Origin of the sequence: Gordonia oleivorans (assembly GCF_040044975.1) — a bacterium.
Classification (GTDB): domain Bacteria; phylum Actinomycetota; class Actinomycetes; order Mycobacteriales; family Mycobacteriaceae; genus Gordonia; species Gordonia oleivorans.
Genome location: NZ_JBDZDI010000001.1, coordinates 580,304 through 599,157 on the forward strand (window position 1 = coordinate 580,304; position 18,854 = coordinate 599,157).

The following is an 18,854-nucleotide window of genomic DNA, read 5'->3' on the forward strand; positions in this document are numbered from 1 at the left end:
CAACTCGGGTGGGAGCCGGGCAAACCATGCTCGGCATCGGTATCGCCTGTCCGCTCACATTTCTCCGATATTGCACAACCGGACACACACCGCACGTCGGTCGAGTTCACTGGGGGTCGAGTTCACTGGACCCGGCCCATACCGATCCGGCCGCCCTGGCAGTCGTCACGCGAGGAACGGAGCACCCATGTCCATGACCGTGCCGAATTCTCGACGTTCTTCCCGGCGCGTCGCGGTGATCGTCGCGTCGGTGTGCCTCAACGGCATTCTGGCGGCGTGGACGATCGACCTCGCCCCGGTCGCCGAGCCCACCGCGGCGTCCGGCGGCGGCTCCCTGGTCCTCGCCGCGGCGGCCGACGAGTCGCCGGGGTCCGCGACGTCGTCGACGGTTCCGCTCGCCGGCGAGGGCACATGGGTCTACCGCAACGGTCAACGCTCGTTGTCCATCGATCTCGGCTGCACCGGCGGCACCTGCACCGGGCCGAACGGTGAGTTACGCATCCGGGTCGGCACTCATCGCGATGCCGGCGCCGGGTGGCTGTTCGGCAACACCGGCGCCGAACGTTCGGTGGTCTACGCGCCCGCCGGTGCCGTGGTGGCGTCGACGCCCGCGGTCTTCACGCTGCGGCCGGCCGGGACCGCCGCGGGTACGCGGTACACGCTGTCGGGTGATTCCGAGTTCGGCTCCCCCAGCGCTGACGACGCGCAGCCGGTCACGTATGCGGCGGCCGCCGACACCACGACCAGCACCGACACCTCGACCAGCGCCGCCTCCACCACCGACGCCCGACCGATGTTCGGCAACGGCGGATGGCTCTACGGCAACGGCCGCGACGCCCTGGTCCTCGACCCGACCTGCACCAGCATGTGCGTCGGCGAGGACGGCGGAATCCTCGGCGGCAACGGCGGCGACGGCGCCTACGGCGGAGCCGGTGGCAGCGCCTGGATGACCGGTGACGGCGGGGCGGGCGGCGACGGTGTCGACGCCGTCTACGACCCGCAATCCGGGCTGTTGATCTCCGCGGCGCTCGCGGGTGGCGTCGGCGGTGACGGTGGCCTGTTCAGCGGCAGCGGCGGGAACGGCGGCAACGGCGGTTCGGACCTCAACACCGGGACCGGCGATGCCATCGGCGGCAACGGCGGTCGCGGCGGAACCAGCGGATTGTTCGGCGGCAATCCGGGTGCCGGTGGTGACGGCGGCGACGCCTCCGCGGTCACCGGAAATGCCGTCGCCGGCAACGGCGGCGACAGCGGACCGCGTGTCTCGGACCTCAACCCGGCGGGCAGCACTCTGGGCGGTGGTGCGGGAGGTGACGCGACGACGGTGAACGGCAACGCGATCGGCGGCAGCGGCGGCTTCGGCGGGAACGGCAAGTGGAACACCGCCGGGCCGGGCGGCGCCGGTGGTGCCGCCACCGTCACCGGAACCGGTGATGCCACCGGCGGCAATGGCGGCGCGGGTGGAAACGTCTTCGCCGGGACCTCCAACAGCGGCGGCGACGGTGGTGATGCCACCACCCAGAATGGTTCTGCGACAGGCGGAAACGGCGGCGAGGGCGGCCACACCGTCAGCCAGGGCAACGCGGGTGTGCAGGGCGGAAATGGCGGAAACGCCAGTGGCACAGCAACAGTCACCGGCGGCGACGGTGGCGATGGCGGCATCGGCGGCGGGATGCTCAGCGGTGACGGCGGGAACGGCGGCGACGGTGGCAACGCGTCCGGCGGAACCACGGCCACCGGCGGCAACGGCGGTGACGGCGGATATGGCGGGTTCATCGGCACCGGCACGGGCGGCAGCGGCGGCGATGGCGGCTCGGCGGCGTCGACCGGTGGCGTCACGACCGGAGGCAACGGCGGCAACGGTGCCGAGTCGGGACTCGTCGGTGGGACGGGTGGCCATGGCGGCAACGGCGGTTCGGCATCGGGCGGCACCGCGACCCCGGGATCAGACGGGACCGGCGGCGCCGGGGGAATCGGTGGCGCGGCGGGAGTCGGCGGGTCATGAGTGCGGGGGACGTGGCCACCGATCACCTCGCGTAGCACGGATTCAGCGCTACACTGATCACGTGGCAAACCTCACCATCACCGTCGACGATGACACGCTCAAGCGAGCACGCATTCGCGCCATCGAACGTGGGGAGTCAGTGAATCAGTTTCTCGCGCAACGCCTGACCGAGTACGCGGGCGAGGACGAAGCGCGCTTGCGGCGCCAACGCGCGGCCGACGACTTCGTCGAACTGTCACGCGAGCTCAGTGGCAGCACGGGCGGCAGAGGCTGGATACGCGAGGAACTGTACGACCACACAACCGAGGCCGATCAGTGACCGTCTTCCTCGACACCAATCTCCTCGCTTATCAGTTCGACGACGGCCTCCCAGAAAAGCAATCCCGTGCGCGGGAGGTCTTCGTCGCGCGTGCCGGGGACGCGGTGATCAGCACCCAAGTCCTGATCGAGTTGCATTCGGTTCTGACACGCAAGCTCGGGCGCAGCCGTGCCGACGCCGCTCGCGTCCTCGACGCACTACCTCTCGACGTGATCGCCGCCGACGCAGAACTTGTCCGCCTGGCCGCTCATACGGCGGCGCGACACGAACTGTCCATTTTCGATGCAATGATTCTCGAGGCAGCAGCCCGCGCAGGCTGCGACGAACTCTGGACCGAAGACCTCACGCATGGAAGCACTCTCCGCGGAGTTCGTGTCGTCAACCCCTTGCTCTGACGGATCGGCGACACGCCCTTGCCGCTCAGCACAATTCGACGCGACATCGAACGCCTGGCGCACAAGGCAGCGCGATCACGACCAATGAGTCGACCACGAGGGTCGTCACCGTCGGTTTCGATCCTCGAGAATCTCGTCGAGGGCGACCGGGGGCGGTTCTACTCGCCGACGTGATGATCACGTTCCACGCGTGGTGCGCGGACGCAGTTGACGGAATGAAGGCCTCAACGACGGCCTACTTCCGGCGATCCGCCCCCGGCGCCTTCTACGATCGACCTGTGACGCCCGACAGGAATTGCCGGCGACGACAAGACAACCGGCAGCGACGACACTGCAGTCTCGGGTGCCGACAGGTAGGCAACCATGAGTGACGATGCACAGCGCCGACAGATCGGCCCCAACGACGGACCGGTCGAGGATGAACTCGAGCGCAGCTTTGAAGCGGTGGTCACCGAGGGTGCCGAACGCCTGCATCGCACCGCACGCGCAGTCCTCGTCACCGGCTTGTTCGGCGGGATCGAGGTGTCGGTCGGCATCATGGCCATGCTGGCCGTGCTCCACGAGACCGGAAATCACCTTCTCGCCGGCGTGGCGTTCGCCATCGGACTCATCGCCATCTACCTCGCACACAGCGAATTGTTCACCGAAGACTTCCTGATGCCGATCGCGGCAGTCGTGTCGCGGGACGGCAGGCTGCGTGACCTCGGCAAGCTGTGGATCGGCACCCTGGCGGCCAATCTGGTCGGCGGCGCGATCATGATGTGGATCGTGACCCGCGCGTTTCCCGAGTGGAGCGCGACGCTGGCCGAGTCGGCCGAGCACTTCGTCCACGCGCCCCTCAACCTGCAATCCATCTGCCTGGCGGTGCTCGGCGGGAGCACGATGACCCTGCTGACGCGGATGCAACAGGGCACCGATTCGCCCGTCGCCCGGATAGTGGCGTGCGTCGGTGCCGCGTTCCTGCTCGCCGGTCTTCAACTGTTCCACTCGGTCCTCGACTCGCTACTGATCTTCGGCGGCATCTTCTCGGGTGCCGACGTCGGCATCGTCGATTGGCTCCAATGGTTCTGGTACGCAGTGCTGTTCAACATCGTCGGTGGAGTCGTGCTCGTGACATCGCTGCGGCTCCTGCGGACCAAGGAACTGGTCGAAGAGGAGCGCGAGCACGGCAAGTACAGCCGCGGATGAGCACGATCGTGGCGAGGCGGATGGTGATGACCGGGACCTGGGCCCCGCTCGTTGGGACTGGTCGAAGAGGAGCCGAACGACTCCGAGCCGGTCGACGAAGTACTGGCCGACGACTTCGGACGTTGATCCTTGTCGATACCGGTGTGCTGGTCGCGAGTGAACCCGGTGCGGGACCACTGCGTACCGGGGACACCCTCCGACAACAAAACCCAGGCCGGAAAGTGTCCTGACCTGGGTTTTCTGGAGTGGAGCTAAGGGGAATCGAACCCCTGACCTACTCGATGCGAACGAGTCGCGCTACCAACTGCGCCATAGCCCCGTGCCGGTCTCGCGACCAGCCTCAGACACTCTAGCAGCACGCGGCACAGTCCTCACAAACAGCTGGTCACGGCACTGCCGCCGACCCGTTCGCTACGCTCGCGGACGTGGCCTCCATGACCGACGAACAACTCGCGACAGCACTGGACAAGGCGATCGGCGTCATCGATCCGCTCCTGGATCTGCTCGCCGAACGCGACCCGCTGCGCCTCAAGGAACACACCTTCGCCGAAGACCCCGAACCCCACGGGCCGATCGCCAGGGTGCAACACGCGCTGGCCATCGCGTTGGACGTCGCCGACTGGCCCGGCACCCAGGGCTGGACACAACTGTCCATGAACGAGCGTGCCGACTGGTGGATCAGCCGCATCGGCGCGATCAACACCATCGCGCTCGCCTACCCCGGCGTCTTCGGTGCGTGGGTGAAGTTCCTACCGATCGCCACCCCGCTCGGATTCGCCAATCAGGCGATCGTGCTGGTCGCCATCGCCCGGGAGTACGGGGTCACCGACCGCGCCTGGCAGACACGGCTTCTCGCGTCGGTGCTGTGCGGCCGCGACCTTCCCGATGAGGCCCTGCCGTCGGCGGTGTCACCGGTGGGACCCGATTCGGCTCCCCGCCACGGTCGATCACCGATCCGGATGCTCTGGCACACCGGACAGATCCTCCGCAAGGTCGACGACGAGATGGGTCATCGACCGCAACCGCGTCGACCCTTCTCGACATTGTCGTGGGTTCCGCTGATCGGCGCCCCGTCACTGTATGTCGGTGAGCGCCTTGCCCTGTGCCGTGCGGTGAAGGCCGGGCGCACGTGGATTGCCGAGCACCCGGAGTCGATCGACGTCAGCCCGCCGCAGCCTGCCGGAAGTCCGGGTCTTCTCGCATGACCCGACGCCGCTGGAACGGCGGCAGATGATCGAATACCGGGTCCTCGTCGTCGATCTCGAGGACCACCGCACCGCCGGGACGTCGTAGGCGTGCCGGGGCGGGGGTCGCGGCGAACTCCGGTGTCTGCTCCTCACGACGCCGACGCTCGTCGTCCTCGCGGGCCGCGCGACGGGCCCGGGCGATGCGCTGAGCCCGAATCTGCTGCTCCGCCTTCACCGTTCGACGCAGATAGAACATGTAGGCCAGGAACATGACGCCGGTGACGCCGGTGGCGACCCAGCCGTACAGGCCGAACACCACACCGCTCACGATGGCGGCGATGACGAGCACCAGCAGCGTGAGGGTGACCCGCTGACGTTCCTTGTACCGCAGGGCATCTCCCTGCGTGTCGATCGAGTATGCGGCGCGTCGACGAGACTTCCTGTCCGGCTTCGCCTCTGGGGCGGGCTCGTCGGTTGCCCGGTCCGTCTTCTTGGCGGCCGGCCGGACCTCCACCTCGTCGAGGTCGTCGTGCGGATCGTCGAGGTCGACGTCGTCGTCGGCGTACTCATCCTCGAGATCGTCGTCATACTCGGCGTCATCCTCGTAGTCGCCGTCATCCTCGTACTCGTCGTCGGCGTACTCGTCGTCGAGATCGTCGTCGTACTCGTCGTCTTCGTAGTCGTCGTAGTCGTCGTACTCATCGTCGGCGTCGTATTCGTCGTCGGCCGCAACGAGATCGATCTCCTCGATGTCCACCTCGACGACGTCGATCTCGACGCGTGTCACCGTGACCGCGGCGGGTGCGTCGGTGTCGGCCGCCGTCGCCGCCTCGGTCTCGACCTCGCCGGTGAGGACGTCACTCTCGGCGTCCTCGTCGGTGTCGGAATCCTGTTCTGCGGCTGCCTCGGTGGCGTCGGCGGTCGCGTCATCGGTGACGTCGTCGGCCGTCGCCGCACTGTCGGTGGCGGTCGCATCGTCGACGGTCTCATCGATGATGTCCTCGTCGGAATCGTCGTCGGCGTCCAACACGGCGGTGGCCGACCGGCGGCTCGACACGCGCTCGGACTTCCACGACGGGTCATGCGGATGTGCGCCCGACGCCCGACGCCGGGCGGTACGGGTGCGGGTGCCACCGCGGTGCAGCAGGCGAGTCGCCTTGGCCGCGTCGGTGGACTTCTTCATCTGCGGGCGGCCCTTGATGACCATCGGAACCAGCACGAAGAGCCACACTGCGACGAGGCAGACCCATAAGACGGAGGTGGGCATGGCTCTCCCTTTCTGTCACTCTGGTTACACGAGGCCACTCCACAATCTAGGGTCATCCGACGTCGACGCTGCGCAGACGCGCCGACGCACACCGAGATTGAGGAGATTCTCAGGTGCGCCCAGCGGTCGCGGCGTCATTCGGCCACGAATCGGGCATCCACGGCGACCGTCATCTCGATGTCGCCGGGCCTCAGATCCAGTTGCGGGCCGGAGTCCATCGGAGCGCCGGCCAGGACCATCCCCCGGGGCGTCGGCGTCGGCCCGGAGAGCATGTCGGGGTCGGCGAGTTGGGTGGCCACCACCGGTCCCCGCCCCACCGCGTCGGCGTAGGCCTGCGCCTTGGCCACCGCATCGTCGACGGCCAGCCGCCGCAGTTCCACCTGATGCCGACGCCGGCTGTCCTCCCCGAGCGCCCAGCGCACACCACCGACATCCACACCGGGCTCCACCGCCCATCGATCCACGAAGCGGCCCAGTTCGTCGAAGTCGACGAAGGTCGCGTCCACGCCGATGTCGGTCGAGTACACCGGATCCTGCAGCTGCCCGTCCCGGTTGTAGGGGCGGTGGGAACTCACCCACACACTCTGGGAGGTCCACTCCCGCACCGCCGATCGTTCGGCGAGTTCGCCCACCGCGGCGGTCACCCGGGCATGCACCTCGACGGCCTGCCGGTACACCGCCTCCCGCTGCCCACCGGAGATGTTCACCGCCACGCGCACTCGCGCCAGCTCCGGCTCGTACACCTCGCGCGCATTACCCCGGACCACGATCTCCAACGACGACATGGCCACACGCTACGGCACCGCCACCGCCGATCGGGCACGATGGAGCGACGAGGTCGCGGCCCGACGCACAGGAGTCCCCACCATGGCACATCGCTCATCGCACCGCAGTATCGGTGAATACCGGCTGCCCACAACGGCTCTCATCGCGGCGACGGTCGTCGTCGGAATCTGCGCCTTTGCCGTGCCCGCCGCGATGGTGGCCGGTGGTGATCTCGCGCCGGGCCGCGCGGCCGCGTCGACGACCACCGCCGTCGCCGAGTACTGGCACTCCGGCCAGTCCGCGCCCACCCCGGAGCTGGCACACATGGTGGCCCAGTGGCAGCACTTCCACGCGGCGAAAGCCGTTCTCGCCGTGGCACTTCTCGCGCTGTCGCTGATGCTGTCGGTTCGTCTGTACCGTCGGTGGCGGTCGCACAGCCCATCCCGGTGGTCGGCCGTCGGCGCCGGCGGGGCGGCGCTGACCGCATCACTGGCAACGGTGGTGCTGGTCGCCAACATCCAGGGGACGCTGGCCCCGCTGTCATCGGTGCTGTCCTTCCTGCCCAGCGGCAATGGCGCGGCCCGGCCGGTCGGTGACGCCCTCGGCGGGTATCCGGCCTCCGGTGACGCGCATCCCGCCCTGACCGTCCTCGTCGACGACTTCGCCCGCTATCACGTCGTCGTGGCGGTCGCCGCCGCGCTGCTGACCGTCGTGCTCCTGGCCGTCGGGGCATACCTCATTCGCCGGTCGAGCACGGCATCCCGGTCATCGCGGCTGCGCCGCACCGCCGCCGTCACCGCCTGCCTGCTCGGCGCAGCGGCATGGGGACTGCTGAGCGCGGCGAACCTGAGTTCGGCACTACACCCGGCCGCGGCGCTGACGGGTTTCTTCGTCGGCGGATGAGCGCTGCCGGACCGACGAGCGTCGAGTGGGCGCCCCTTCGCGTCGAGTGTGCGCAGTCGCATGGCCGTGAGATCGGCAGGCGTGCCCAAAGAGGCAACCCGGACGCACACTCGACGAAAAAGCACACCCACTCGACGAGAAACGGCGCCCACTCGACGAGAATCGGCGCCCACTCGACGCGAAAGGGCGCCCACTCGACGGAAAACGGCGCCCACTCGACGGAGATGAGGCCGACACCGTCAGATCAGAGGAAACTAGCCCGCCCGGACCGCACCAGGGCCTCGGCGACGCTGCCCTCGACCTCCTCGACGGTGAACCCGAACAGGTAGTGATCACGCCAGCGCTTGTTGACGTCCATGTAGCGTTCCAGCAGGCCCTCACGCCGAAACCCGAGTTTCATCAGTACCGCCTGCGAGGCCGCATTCTCCGGCTGCACGGTGGCCTCGAGTCGATGCAGCCCGACGGGGCCGAAGCAATGGTCGACGCCGAGGGCGACGGCTGCGGTGGTGATCCCCTGCCCGGCATGTGCGGCGTCGATCCAGTAGCCGATCCACGCGGTGCGCACCGCGCCGCGCTGGATGTTGCCTACGGTGAGTTGGCCGACGTATCGACCGTCGAGTTCGATGACGAACGGCAGCAGGGTGCCCCGCTTCGCCTCGGATTTGAGAACCGAGAACAGCGGCGGCCACGAACTGACCTGGTGTCGCGACGCCCATGACCCGGTGCCGGACGGTTCCCACGGCAGCAGCGAATTCTGGTTCCGAATCCGCAGATCACTCCAGTCCTTGCCATCGCGCAGTTTCACCGGGCGCAGACTGACCGCGCCGGCCCGCGTACCGAGCGGACCGAGCGTCGCAGGCCACCCCGGGCTGACCGGATCACCACTCAACCACCTGAACACATCTGGGAGTCTATGCGGTGACGATCACACGGCGGGCGGGTAACCGCCGTGCCGATCGCCTCAGCCCCGCTGGGCCAGGAACGCCACCTCGACCTCGTCGCCGATGCCCAGTTCCTCCACGTCGGACTCGACAATGATCAGACAGTTGGCCTCGGCGAGTTCGGCGAGCAGGTGACTCGATCCGGTGGGTGAGGCGCCGAGCACCTGCACCAGGTACTCCCCCGACCGTTCGTCGCGCATCAATTGACCGCGCAGATATCCCTTGCGGCCCTTGACCGATGCGATGGGACCGATGGTGCGGGCCGTGATGACCCGGCGCATCGGTTGCCGCTTGCCCAGGGCGATGCGGATCAGCGGCCGGACCATCACCTCGAAGGACACCAGGGCACTGACCGGGTTGGACGGTAGCAGGAAGGTGGGCACCTCGTCGCGGCCGAGGCGTCCGAAGCCCTGCACCGAGCCCGGATGCATCGCCACCCGCACCACCTCGAGGTCACCGAGGTCCGAGAGCGCATCGACCACCGAGCGGCCGGCCTGACCGCCGATCGCCCCGCAGATCACCACGATCTCGGATCGGATGAGTTGCGCCTCAACGACTTCGCGCATGCGGGAACTGTCGCGTTCGGCGATGCCGACGCGGTTGACGTCGGCACCGGCGTCGCGGGCCGCGGCGGCCAGCGCGTAACTGTTGACGTCGAAGATCTGTCCGGGCCCGGGGGTGCGGTCGATGTCGACGAGTTCACTGCCGATCGAGATCACCGACAACCGCGGCCGCGGATGCACCAGCACTCGTGAATGTCCCACGGCGGCAAGCAGTCCCACCTGGGCGGGGCCGATGATGGCACCGGCGCGCACCGCCACGTCGCCGGGTTGGACGTCGTCACCGATCCGCCGGACGTAGTCACCGCTGTCGACGCCGTGGCCGACCTTGACCTTGGAGTCACCGCCATCGGTCCAGCGCAGCGGCACCACCGCGTCGGCGAGAGTGGGCATGGGCGCACCGGTTTCGACGCGGACGGCCTGCCGTGGCTGCAGTCGGGTGGGGGTGCGGGCTCCGGGTGCGATCTCGCCGACCACCGGCAGCGACACGATCATCGGTTCACCGGCCTCGAGGTCGATCAGGTCGGCGCCACCGGCGTCGAAGTCCTCGAGGTCCTCCGGTGCCGGTTCGCCGGCCAACACGACGTCGACCGCGCGCACCGCGTACCCATCGACGGCGGCCTGGTCGAATCCGGGCATCGGCGCCTCAGTGAGGACTTCCTCGGCGCACATCAGGCCCTGCGCCTCAGAGATCGCCACCCGCACCGGACGGGGTGCGACCGCAGCGGCCGTCACCAACGTCAGATGATCTTCAACCGAACGCATCTCACCTCACCTACCGCCGGGCCCGGCTCCATCGCATCGAGGTTAGTAGGCCCGCGATGCCCGATGTGTCAGGCGCGCGGGGACCCGACCGAGGTGACCCGATGCGGCGAGCGCGTCGCGGTCGACTGTCAGTCCTCGGCGAGCCGCTGGGTCAGCCACTCACGCAGGTCGGGGCCGTAGTCGTCGCGGTCGAGGGCGAAGTCGACGGCGGCCTTGAGGTAGCCGCCGGGGTTGCCGAGGTCATGACGGGTGCCGTGATGAACCACCACATGCACGGGCTCGCCCTCCTCGATGAGCAGGGCGATCGCGTCGGTCAGCTGCAGTTCGCCGCCGGCGCCGGGCTTGATGCGGCGCAACGCGTCGAAGATCTTGCGGTCGAGGATGTAGCGACCGGCCGCGGCCAGATTGGACGGCGCGTCCTGCGGTTCGGGCTTTTCGACCATGCCCTTGAGGCGTTTGACGTTCGGGTTGTTGGCGTCGGGCAATTCCTCGACGTCGAAGACGCCGTAGGCGCTGATGCGGTCCGGCGGCACCTCGATGGCGCACAGCACCGACCCGCCGCGGCGCTGCCGGGTGCGGGCCATCACCTCGAGGACCCCGCCGGGCAGCACCAGATCGTCGGGCAGCAGCACCGCGATGGCGTCCTCGTCGTCGTCGAGGTAGTTCTCCACGCATCCCACGGCATGACCGAGCCCGAGGGGCTTTTCCTGGACCACCGAGGCCACGTCGAGCAGCGACGGAGCCTTGCGGACCTTGGCGAGCATCGCGGCCTTGCCCCGCTTGGCCAGGGTGTTCTCCAGGACGAGGTCTTCGACGAAGTGCGCGACGACGCCGTCCTTGCCCGGGGAGGTGACGATCAGCAGCCGCTCGGCGCCTGCCGATTTCGCCTCTTCGGCCACGAGTTCGATGCCCGGGGTGTCGACGACGGGCAGCAGTTCCTTGGGAACGGTCTTGGTCGCCGGCAGGAATCGGGTACCCAGACCGGCCGCCGGGACCACCGCGGTGCGCGGAATCGGCGGGGTGTCGGGTACGTCGCTGTACTCGGGGAATTCGGTGGGCGAAGACTTCGTGCTGGCCGTCATGAACCCACCCTAATGTTGGATGCTGGCAACCAGCCACAGGAGCAGTGTGAGATCACCGGGCGAAGGGTGTGAGGTGGGAACCACCAAGAGGCAACTGCGCGAGGAGTTCGTCGCGCGACGCGCGGCGATGTCGGTGGACGAGCGGGACGCGGCCGCGGCACGGCTCGCCGCGCACATGGCGGCGACGCCGTTCGGACTCGATGAGTACGCGACGGTCGCGGCGTATGTGCCAGTGGGGGCCGAACCGGGATCGGTGGCCATGCTCGATGCCCTCGCCGATACCGGCGCGACGGTGCTGCTGCCCGTCGTACCGCCCGGAGATCCGCAACCCCTGGAGTGGGTGAGCTACACGGGACCCGCATCGCTGGAACGTCGACGCTGGGGCCTGCTGGAACCGACCGGCCCACACCTGGGTACCGATGCGATCCGGTCGGCGTCGGTGATCATCGTGCCCGCGCTGGCCGTCTCGAGGTCGGGGGTGCGGCTGGGGCGCGGCGCCGGGTATTACGACCGGTCGATCGCGGGTGTGCCGGCGACGCTCGTCGCGGTGGTCTATGACGGCGAGGTCGTCGACGAATTACCCGGCGACGCCTACGACGTTCCGATGGGGTGGGTGGTGACGCCGGAGGGTGGGTTTGAAGAAATCGAGTCCCATTAAGCAGAAATGCGCCCCCAGACAATGCTGGGGGCGCATTTCAGAAGAGCGTCGATCAGGGAATCACGACGACGCAGGTGCCATCACTCAGGGAGTCGTTCTGAATGGCGAACGTACCCACGGTCAGCGTCTTGGTGCTTGCCGACACCGAATTCTGGGTGGCAGTGATCTTGTATGAACCTGGTTCGGTCGGCTTCCACGTCGTGCTGACCGTTCCCTTACCCAAGGTCGGCTCCACGGTTTCGAGCTCGGTCGGAGCACCTGTGCCCTTGGTGACCTCGAACTTGACACTATCGCCGGCTGCTTGACTGGTGATTACCGCTTCGACCTCGTAGGAGCAGCCTGGGCCGTACACCCCTGCGGTAGAGCCATAGCCCGACGGGGTCGTGATCTCAACGCTGTCCACAGCGGCCGCGGACGGCGCCGCCATTGCGACAGACAGTGCTCCCGCGCCGACGAATGCGGCAGCCGCTCCGAGGACCCGCAGATTACGACGAGTGCTGTTGGCCATAAAGAATCTCCTTTTGAATCCCACCCCCCGACTGAGAACTGAGAGGGGCCTGTATGGAACCTAGCAAAGGACAAACTCGACGCAACCCGAGGCCGAGCTACACACAACTAACCCATCGGCCGGACGACACGGTTCACCTCAACGTCACCACGCGTCCACAAAGATTTCGCGGAGACTCACGCCGACGCCGGCGCTGCCGCCTTCTTGTCGCTCGACGACGAGGACTTCGACTCGCTACTCGAGGACGATGAACTGCTGCTGCTCGACTCGCTCGACGAACTCGAGGTGGACGACGACTCGCTCGACGAACTGCTCTCCGACGAGCTGGACCCGCCGCGGGAGTCGGTGCGGTAGAAGCCGCTGCCCTTGAAGACGATGCCGACGGAGTTGAACAGCTTGCGCAGGCGACCGGTGCACTGCGGGCATTCGGTGAGGGAATCCTCGGAGAACGACTGAACGATGTCGAACTTGTTGTCGCACTCTGTGCACGCATACGAGTAAGTGGGCACCGCAAACCTCCGCCGGGAAACGTTATGACTGTCGCATAGTTTAACCGAAGTTGGCACTCCAGCATTCCGAGTGCCAACCTCGGCGTTCTGTGCAGGTCAGCGACTGATCAGCCGCCGATGACCTCGATGTCGCGATCCGGGATGCCGTCGCGGTTCATGTCCGGGTCACGGGCCTGCCGCGCATCCCAGCGCAGCAGCAGCGCCGCAATGCCGGCGGCGAGCACCGATCCGATCAGAATGGCCGCCTTGGCGGGTGCGGAATGCACGGCGTCATCCTCGAAGGACAACTCCGCGATGAGCAGCGCCACCGTGAAGCCCACACCGGTGAGCATGCCGACCGGCACCAGGTCACGCAGGCCAATCGCGTCGGGCAGTCGCAGCGGCGTGAACCGGACCATCACCGCGGTCGCGGCCATCACACCGACGATCTTGCCGACGATCAGCCCGGCGACGATACCGATCGACACGGGCTGCACCAGACTGCCCTCACCACCGATGACGGAAACCCCGGCAGCGGCGAAGGCGAACACCGGCAACGCCACCGACGACGACCACGGACGGATCGACTCCTCGAACAGTTCTGTGCGACTGAGCTTTTCACCGCGGATCGGTTTGGCGGGGACGACGAAACCCAGCAGCACACCGGCGACGGTGGCGTGCACCCCCGAGGCGTGCATGAATCCCCAGGCGACCAGAGCGATCGGCAGCAGCATCCACCAGTGGGTGCGCGGGGCACGGACCGCGATCGCGAAGACGGCCACCACGATGATCGCGGCACCAAGCATCAGCAGGTCGATGGTGTCGGTGTAGACGGTGGCGATCACGATGATGCCGAGCAGGTCGTCGACCACCGCGAGCGTCAGCAGGAAGGTGCGCAGCGCCAGCGGCAGACCGCGTCCGCAGATCGCGAGGACCGCGAGCGCGAAGGCGATGTCGGTGGCGGTGGGGATCGCCCAGCCGTGCAGTGCCGACGAATCCCCGGACAGTCCGACGATCAGCAGGTAGATCGCCGCGGGGGTGACCATGCCGCCGACGGCGGCGGCGATGGGCACGCCGGCCAGGCGCATGTCACGTAGGCTGCCGGCGACGAATTCGTGCTTGAGCTCCACGCCGACGACGAAGAAGAAGATCGCCAGCAGACCGTCGGCGGCCCAGTGCGCCAGCGACAGATGCAGGTGCAGCGCCTCCGGCCCGACCTCGATGGCCAGCAGGTCGTGGTAGGTCTCACGCCAGGGGGTGTTGGCCCAGATCACCGCGACGGCGGCGAAGGCGAGCAGCAGGATGCCGCTCGTCGTGTCAAGGGACAGGGTTCGGCGGAAGCGTTCTCGTCGATTCAGCGTGCGCCAGCGTGACTCGCCGGAGTCCGGGGTGTCGGCATTCGGCGTGGCGGTGGTGTCGGAATCGGCAGGGTACGGATCTGTCGAATCGGTTTCGGAGGACTGGGTCGTTCCGGACCGGGGATTGATCATGGGACCTGTCACGGGCGGCTCCTGGTAGCTGGGATCGCATGCGGTGACGCTGCGATCGGGGTCATTGAGTAGAGCATTCCCGCCCGTGTTGTGGGGCGGAGCCGACCAGACTTCCCGGCACACCTGCGACCATTCTCCCAGTTCACTGCATGCCTCGTCCATTCGATCGGGTGACCTGTGCAGATGTCACCGCTTGTAGGCGTCTGTCCACAGGTCCAGGGCTCGCTGGTCCGTGGGCACCACGCGGGACCTACCGTGCCCGCATGCGGTTACCTCTGACCCGGACCTCGATGGGTCCTCGGCTGCGTGATCGGGCCACCCACGCGATGCGTCCGGGCTGGGCACGTTCGGTGGCGATCCGACGAACGGTGTCCCTGGTGTTGATCGCCGCCGCAGTGACGGTGGGGATACAGGCTCAACGGACCGAGACCCACACGTCGGTGCTGGTGGCCGCGCATGATCTGGCACCGGGCCACGCGCTGGTCGCGGCCGATCTGCGTCAGCAGTCGGTGCCGATCGATCTCGTCCCCGAGGGCGCGTTGCGGCTGTCCGCCGACGGTGAGGCGCACACCGTGACCGGTCCCATCGGCTCCGGTGAGATCGTCACCGGTTCGCGGTTGTTGTCGCCGCGGTTGCCCGTTCAACTGACCGGTGACGCCGACGCGCGGCTGGTTCCCGTTCGGCTCGCCGACGACTCGGTGGCGTCGCTGGTGCGGGCCGGTGACGTCGTCGACGTGCTCACCGCGGACACCGATGTGCTGGCCAGCGGTGCGATCGTGGCGTTGGTGCCGACCGCCGCCGCCGCGTCGCCGACGCGTGCGAGTGCCACTCCCCCGATCCTGCTCGCCATGGGCCGCACCGCCGCACATCGCGTGGCCGGCGCCGGTCTGGATGTGCCGCTGGCGGTGGTCCTGCACTGAAATGGCCCGGCGAAACTTTGCGACAATCGAACGCGCCCGCGAATTCAGCCGGGCAGAACGCGTCGCCTCGTTTACCATCCTGGATAGAGTTCCCTCAAGTCCGTGCCTTCTTGAGCACTACCCGGCATGGATGCCCGGCACCAATGATCAATCAGGAAGGACCGGAAGTGCTCAAGGGTTTCAAGGACTTCATACTCCGGGGCAACGTCGTCGAATTGGCCACCGCGGTCATCGTCGGCGCTGCCTTCACCGGAATCGTCACCGCCTTCACCACCGGAATCATCAATCCGCTGCTGGCCGCGATTCCCACCGGCAACGACAGTTGCGGACAGACGACCAGCGACCCGGATGCTGTCGCTGCTCCGGTGTCGGTGTGTGGACTCGGATTCAAAGTCACCGACAACGACGCGACCTACCTGGACTTCGGCGCACTGATCGCGGCGATCATCAACTTCCTGATCGTCGCCGCGGTGATCTACTTCATCATCATCGTGCCCTACAACAAGCTCGCATCGCTGGGCAAGAAGCCCGACGAAGCCGAGGTCACCGAGATCGCGCTGCTCACCGAGATCCGCGACATCCTCGCTCCCGAGGACACCTCGTCGGCCAAGGAGCAGGCGCAGGCCGTGCTGCCGCCGCATCTCAACGACCCGGGCGGTCCGCCATCCGGTGGACTCCCCGAGGGCGTCGGCGACCCGAACAAGACCCAAGTCATCGAGACCAAGCGGGTCACCCCGCCGCCGGCCTCGTTCTCGTCGGAGCCCGCGCCGTACTCCGATCCCGCACCGTCGGGTCCGCTGACGCCGCCCGGATCGACTCAGGGTGTGTCCTACCCCGGCGGATCCGGTACACCGACTCCGGCCCCGGGCAGTTACCCACCACCCGGAAACTATCCGCCCACCGGGCAGCCGGGGAACTACCCGCCGGGAACCTATCCCCCCGGCCAGGGCTACCCCGGAGAAGAATTCCCCGGCGACTATCCCCCGGATGCCCCCGGACGGCACTCTCGCTGATAATCCGCATCACGAACGGCCCCGCGTCTCTGGACGCGGGGCCGTTCGCTTTCTGCGGTCTCAGGGCAGGACCGGGGTGGCGGGCGAGATGGTGCTCGTCGGGGTGACCGGCACAGCGGGAGTCACGGTCGGAGTGACAGGCACAGCGGGAGTCACGGTCGGAGTGACAGGCACCGCCGGAGAGATCGTCCCCGATGGAGTCACCGGTACGGCCGGGTACACCGAGGGAGTTGATGCCGGCGCGGTGATCGATGACGTGGGCGTCACGGTGGCATGGCCGTGTCCGACCATCATCACTCCGAACAATGCCGCGCCGGCGACGGCCACCCCGGCGATGCCGACGAAAATCGCATTGCGCCGGTGCCGGGAGTCCTGGGCGTTGCTGGATGTCTTGCCGGTGGGCTCCGAGGTCTCGTTATTGGTTGTGGCGATCATGGTGGTCGATCCTTGCTGTCCGAATCTCTGTGAACACCATTGAGTTTCGTCTCGCAAGGATCGGGTCGGCATCGACCGGCCGGGGGATGAACCGGAGGATCCACCCTCCCCCGATTGGGGGAACCGGTTCGCGACAGCAATCGCACAGGAGGCAGAGACGTTGTCACAAGGTGGGATTCGTAGCCTGATTCGTGTCGACCGGACCCGCGTCGGTCGGCGCGGTCACGGCGCTCGACCGCATCCCACGTACGCGCGTTCTCCCTCTCACCTCAACAACGTGCCTTAGCAACAGCAAAGGGCGGGAACGTCTTTCGAGGTTCCCGCCCTTTGTGGCGTGGAGGGATCGGTGATCCCCAAACAGCTATCAGCCGAGGCTGAACGGCTGACCGTACAGGGTCACGACACCCTTGACTGCGTCGGTATCGACGGTCACGGTGACCTTGGCCTTCGCCTCTGCGAATCCACCGCAGTTGCTGACCTTGAAGGTCTCGTCGCCGTAGGCGACACCACCGGAGCTACCGCTGAAGGTGTAGTCGGTCACGCCGTCATCGTCACTGTCGGTGGTCTGGATGATCGGCACATAGCCCGCCTGGCCGGGTCCGAGCGAAAGCGTGGTGGATGCGCCGGCAGACGGAGCCACGCTCGTGACAGGGGCAGTACCCCCGGCGGGATCCGGCGCTGCAGAGCCCTCAACCCCACCGTCAGCGCCTGCCCCCAGTCCGATATTCACCTGGCAGCCAACGATGTAACCGGCTGCGATTGTGCCGCCGGTGGCCTCGCCGCCAACGGTGACACGCACCTTGCCCGACACCCAGACCTCGCGGACCAGGTTGAAGGACTCGACGATCGAGTTCTGGTACTTGGCGCTCTGACCGAAGAGCTCGATCTTGACGGGCGTGCCGTCGACGAGATTCTTGACCAGGGTGGTGTTGGGCACCGGAGCGGCGGCAGCGTCGCCCGTGCCGGTCGCGGTGATCGCCATCAACGCGGCGCCGGTAACACCGACGCCCGCCGCAACGCGACGTGTGATGATCTTGTTCATGATTCCCCTTCGTGGAAAGTAGATCTGCCCGGAGCAGATAAGTCTTCAGAGTGTGTTATCTGCTCGGTCAGCTGACGAAGAAGGGCTGGCCGTAGAGGGACGACTTGAGGAAGGTGCCCTCACCGGTGACGGTGTCATCATCGTCGCTGATGTCATATCCCTTGCCGCCCACGGCTTGCGCGATGGTGCGAGCGGAAGCGTAGCCACCGCAGTTGGGGAACTCGATCTCGAAATCGGAGAGCTGGACGTAGGCCTTCTTGCCGGACTCGAAGTCCTTGCTGACGGAGACAGCCTGCACGGTCGCCTCGCCCGGGGAGATGGGCAGGCTGATTCCGCCGGAAACCGTCAACGAGGGCGTCGGAAGCACCGATAGAGTTCCACCGGTAGTCCCGGAAAAGTCACTGACGTTGATCTGGCAACCGGCCAAGACGTAGATCGTCAGGGTGCCATTGACGCCTTCGCTGCCCTCGGCAGAGAACGTTCCCGACAGCAGGGCGGTGCGGCCGAGCCCGTTATTGGCGACGCGCGCAACCGAGTACTGCGAGTTGCCCTTGCTGGTGGTCGTGATCTTCTCGCCCTCAAGACCGGTGACGGACTTGGATCCGTTCGCGAGCGGAGCCGCTGCCGCGTTCCCCGTTCCCATGCTTGCCAGACCGATCGCCGCCACGGCGGAGATGGCGCATGCCCCCGCAGCACGGCGCAGCCCAAGCTTGCTGAACTTGCTCATTCGTTCCCTCTCACAGGATTCGGTGTTATCTGAGAGTTGCACCCGCAATTCTCAGGTTGACCATTGGTGACTGACCCGCCGCACTCGTAATCGTTCCCCCCAGAAACACCAGGAGCCATTACGTGTGGACGATGTGTGCCACCACAGCGGGCCGCGATTAGGCGCGTTCCGCAGGACTTGAACCGGCACGCCACGT

The 18,854-nt window shown here is 67.2% G+C and carries 20 protein-coding genes and 1 tRNA gene; 10 read left to right on the top strand and 11 right to left on the bottom strand.

The window, feature by feature from the left end; all coding sequences use genetic code 11:
• The first annotated feature begins 187 nt into the window (after positions 1-187).
• From ABLE92_RS02580 to ABLE92_RS02595, 4 genes are all read left to right on the top strand, one after another.
• Positions 188-2,005: a hypothetical protein gene (locus ABLE92_RS02580; RefSeq protein ID WP_348802985.1), complete on the top strand. Its 1,818-nt coding sequence runs from the start codon at positions 188-190 to the stop codon at positions 2,003-2,005.
• 61 nt (positions 2,006-2,066) lie between these two features.
• Entirely contained in the window at positions 2,067-2,324 is a 258-nt protein-coding gene (locus ABLE92_RS02585; protein ID WP_348802986.1) for a hypothetical protein, read from the top strand.
• Positions 2,321-2,719 (top strand): PIN domain-containing protein, encoded by a 399-nt coding sequence (locus ABLE92_RS02590; protein ID WP_348802987.1) that lies wholly within the window; start codon positions 2,321-2,323, stop codon positions 2,717-2,719. Before ABLE92_RS02585 ends, ABLE92_RS02590 begins: the two co-directional genes overlap by 4 nt.
• 363 nt (positions 2,720-3,082) lie before the next feature.
• The gene (locus ABLE92_RS02595) at positions 3,083-3,907 is read left to right on the top strand and encodes a formate/nitrite transporter family protein (protein ID WP_348802988.1); all 825 of its coding nucleotides are present in this window, start codon (positions 3,083-3,085) and stop codon (positions 3,905-3,907) included.
• A gap of 246 nt (positions 3,908-4,153) precedes the next feature.
• Here the strand turns inward: ABLE92_RS02595 and ABLE92_RS02600 are convergent.
• A tRNA-Ala gene (locus tag ABLE92_RS02600) sits at positions 4,154-4,226 on the bottom strand.
• A 106-nt stretch (positions 4,227-4,332) separates the two neighbouring features.
• On the opposite strand from ABLE92_RS02600, the gene ABLE92_RS02605 reads away from it, so the two are divergent.
• The gene (locus tag ABLE92_RS02605; protein WP_348802989.1) at positions 4,333-5,112 is read left to right on the top strand and encodes a hypothetical protein; all 780 of its coding nucleotides are present in this window, start codon (positions 4,333-4,335) and stop codon (positions 5,110-5,112) included.
• Here the strand turns inward: ABLE92_RS02605 and ABLE92_RS02610 are convergent.
• Together ABLE92_RS02610 and ABLE92_RS02615 are read right to left on the bottom strand one after the other, a co-directional pair.
• Positions 5,069-6,361 carry a SepX/GlpR family protein gene (locus ABLE92_RS02610; RefSeq protein WP_348802990.1) on the bottom strand — a complete coding sequence of 431 codons (1,293 nt, stop codon included), beginning with the start codon at positions 6,359-6,361 and terminating at the stop codon, positions 5,069-5,071. The genes ABLE92_RS02605 and ABLE92_RS02610 overlap by 44 nt on opposite strands.
• Before the next feature lie 134 nt (positions 6,362-6,495).
• A complete protein-coding gene (locus tag ABLE92_RS02615) occupies positions 6,496-7,146 on the bottom strand; it encodes an SIMPL domain-containing protein (RefSeq protein ID WP_348802991.1) in 651 nt (216 codons plus the stop codon).
• On the opposite strand from ABLE92_RS02615, the gene ABLE92_RS02620 reads away from it, so the two are divergent.
• Entirely contained in the window at positions 7,145-8,029 is an 885-nt protein-coding gene (locus ABLE92_RS02620; RefSeq protein WP_348802992.1) for a hypothetical protein, read from the top strand. The genes ABLE92_RS02615 and ABLE92_RS02620 overlap by 2 nt on opposite strands.
• Positions 8,030-8,273: 244 nt before the next feature.
• On the opposite strand, the gene ABLE92_RS02625 is transcribed toward ABLE92_RS02620, so the two are convergent.
• The 3 genes from ABLE92_RS02625 to ABLE92_RS02635 form a co-directional block, all read right to left on the bottom strand.
• Positions 8,274-8,930, bottom strand: coding sequence for a GNAT family N-acetyltransferase (locus ABLE92_RS02625; protein ID WP_348802993.1), 657 nt, complete (start codon positions 8,928-8,930; stop codon positions 8,274-8,276).
• A 60-nt stretch (positions 8,931-8,990) separates the two neighbouring features.
• Positions 8,991-10,295 carry a molybdotransferase-like divisome protein Glp gene (gene glp / locus ABLE92_RS02630; RefSeq protein ID WP_348802994.1) on the bottom strand — a complete coding sequence of 435 codons (1,305 nt, stop codon included), beginning with the start codon at positions 10,293-10,295 and terminating at the stop codon, positions 8,991-8,993.
• A 128-nt stretch (positions 10,296-10,423) separates the two neighbouring features.
• Positions 10,424-11,377: a UTP--glucose-1-phosphate uridylyltransferase gene (locus ABLE92_RS02635; RefSeq protein WP_348802995.1), complete on the bottom strand. Its 954-nt coding sequence runs from the start codon at positions 11,375-11,377 to the stop codon at positions 10,424-10,426.
• Between the two features lie 73 nt (positions 11,378-11,450).
• On the opposite strand from ABLE92_RS02635, the gene ABLE92_RS02640 reads away from it, so the two are divergent.
• Entirely contained in the window at positions 11,451-12,035 is a 585-nt protein-coding gene (locus tag ABLE92_RS02640) for a 5-formyltetrahydrofolate cyclo-ligase (protein ID WP_348802996.1), read from the top strand.
• Positions 12,036-12,087: 52 nt separating this feature from the next.
• Here ABLE92_RS02640 and ABLE92_RS02645 read toward each other — a convergent pair whose 3' ends face one another.
• From ABLE92_RS02645 to nhaA, 3 genes are all read right to left on the bottom strand, one after another.
• Positions 12,088-12,543 carry a hypothetical protein gene (locus tag ABLE92_RS02645; RefSeq protein ID WP_348802998.1) on the bottom strand — a complete coding sequence of 152 codons (456 nt, stop codon included), beginning with the start codon at positions 12,541-12,543 and terminating at the stop codon, positions 12,088-12,090.
• Between the two features lie 176 nt (positions 12,544-12,719).
• Positions 12,720-13,052, bottom strand: coding sequence for an FmdB family zinc ribbon protein (locus tag ABLE92_RS02650; protein ID WP_348802999.1), 333 nt, complete (start codon positions 13,050-13,052; stop codon positions 12,720-12,722).
• Between the two features lie 107 nt (positions 13,053-13,159).
• A complete protein-coding gene (nhaA, locus tag ABLE92_RS02655) occupies positions 13,160-14,521 on the bottom strand; it encodes a Na+/H+ antiporter NhaA (protein ID WP_496560761.1) in 1,362 nt (453 codons plus the stop codon).
• 263 nt (positions 14,522-14,784) lie between these two features.
• On the opposite strand from nhaA, the gene ABLE92_RS02660 reads away from it, so the two are divergent.
• The 3 genes from ABLE92_RS02660 (at position 14,785) to ABLE92_RS02670 (ending at position 16,932) form a co-directional block, all read left to right on the top strand.
• A complete protein-coding gene (locus tag ABLE92_RS02660) occupies positions 14,785-15,441 on the top strand; it encodes an SAF domain-containing protein (protein ID WP_348803001.1) in 657 nt (218 codons plus the stop codon).
• A 167-nt stretch (positions 15,442-15,608) separates the two neighbouring features.
• Complete coding sequence (gene mscL, locus ABLE92_RS02665; protein WP_348803210.1) at positions 15,609-16,454, top strand: large conductance mechanosensitive channel protein MscL; 846 nt, start codon at positions 15,609-15,611, stop codon at positions 16,452-16,454.
• Positions 16,455-16,530: 76 nt separating this feature from the next.
• Positions 16,531-16,932, top strand: coding sequence for a hypothetical protein (locus tag ABLE92_RS02670; protein ID WP_348803002.1), 402 nt, complete (start codon positions 16,531-16,533; stop codon positions 16,930-16,932).
• A gap of 321 nt (positions 16,933-17,253) precedes the next feature.
• Here ABLE92_RS02670 and ABLE92_RS02675 read toward each other — a convergent pair whose 3' ends face one another.
• On the bottom strand, positions 17,254-17,931 hold the full coding sequence (locus ABLE92_RS02675; protein ID WP_348803003.1) for an MspA family porin: 678 nt from the start codon (positions 17,929-17,931) through the stop codon (positions 17,254-17,256).
• Positions 17,932-17,998: 67 nt separating this feature from the next.
• On the bottom strand, positions 17,999-18,658 hold the full coding sequence (locus ABLE92_RS02680) for an MspA family porin (protein ID WP_348803004.1): 660 nt from the start codon (positions 18,656-18,658) through the stop codon (positions 17,999-18,001).
• Between the last annotated feature and the right edge of the window lie 196 nt (positions 18,659-18,854).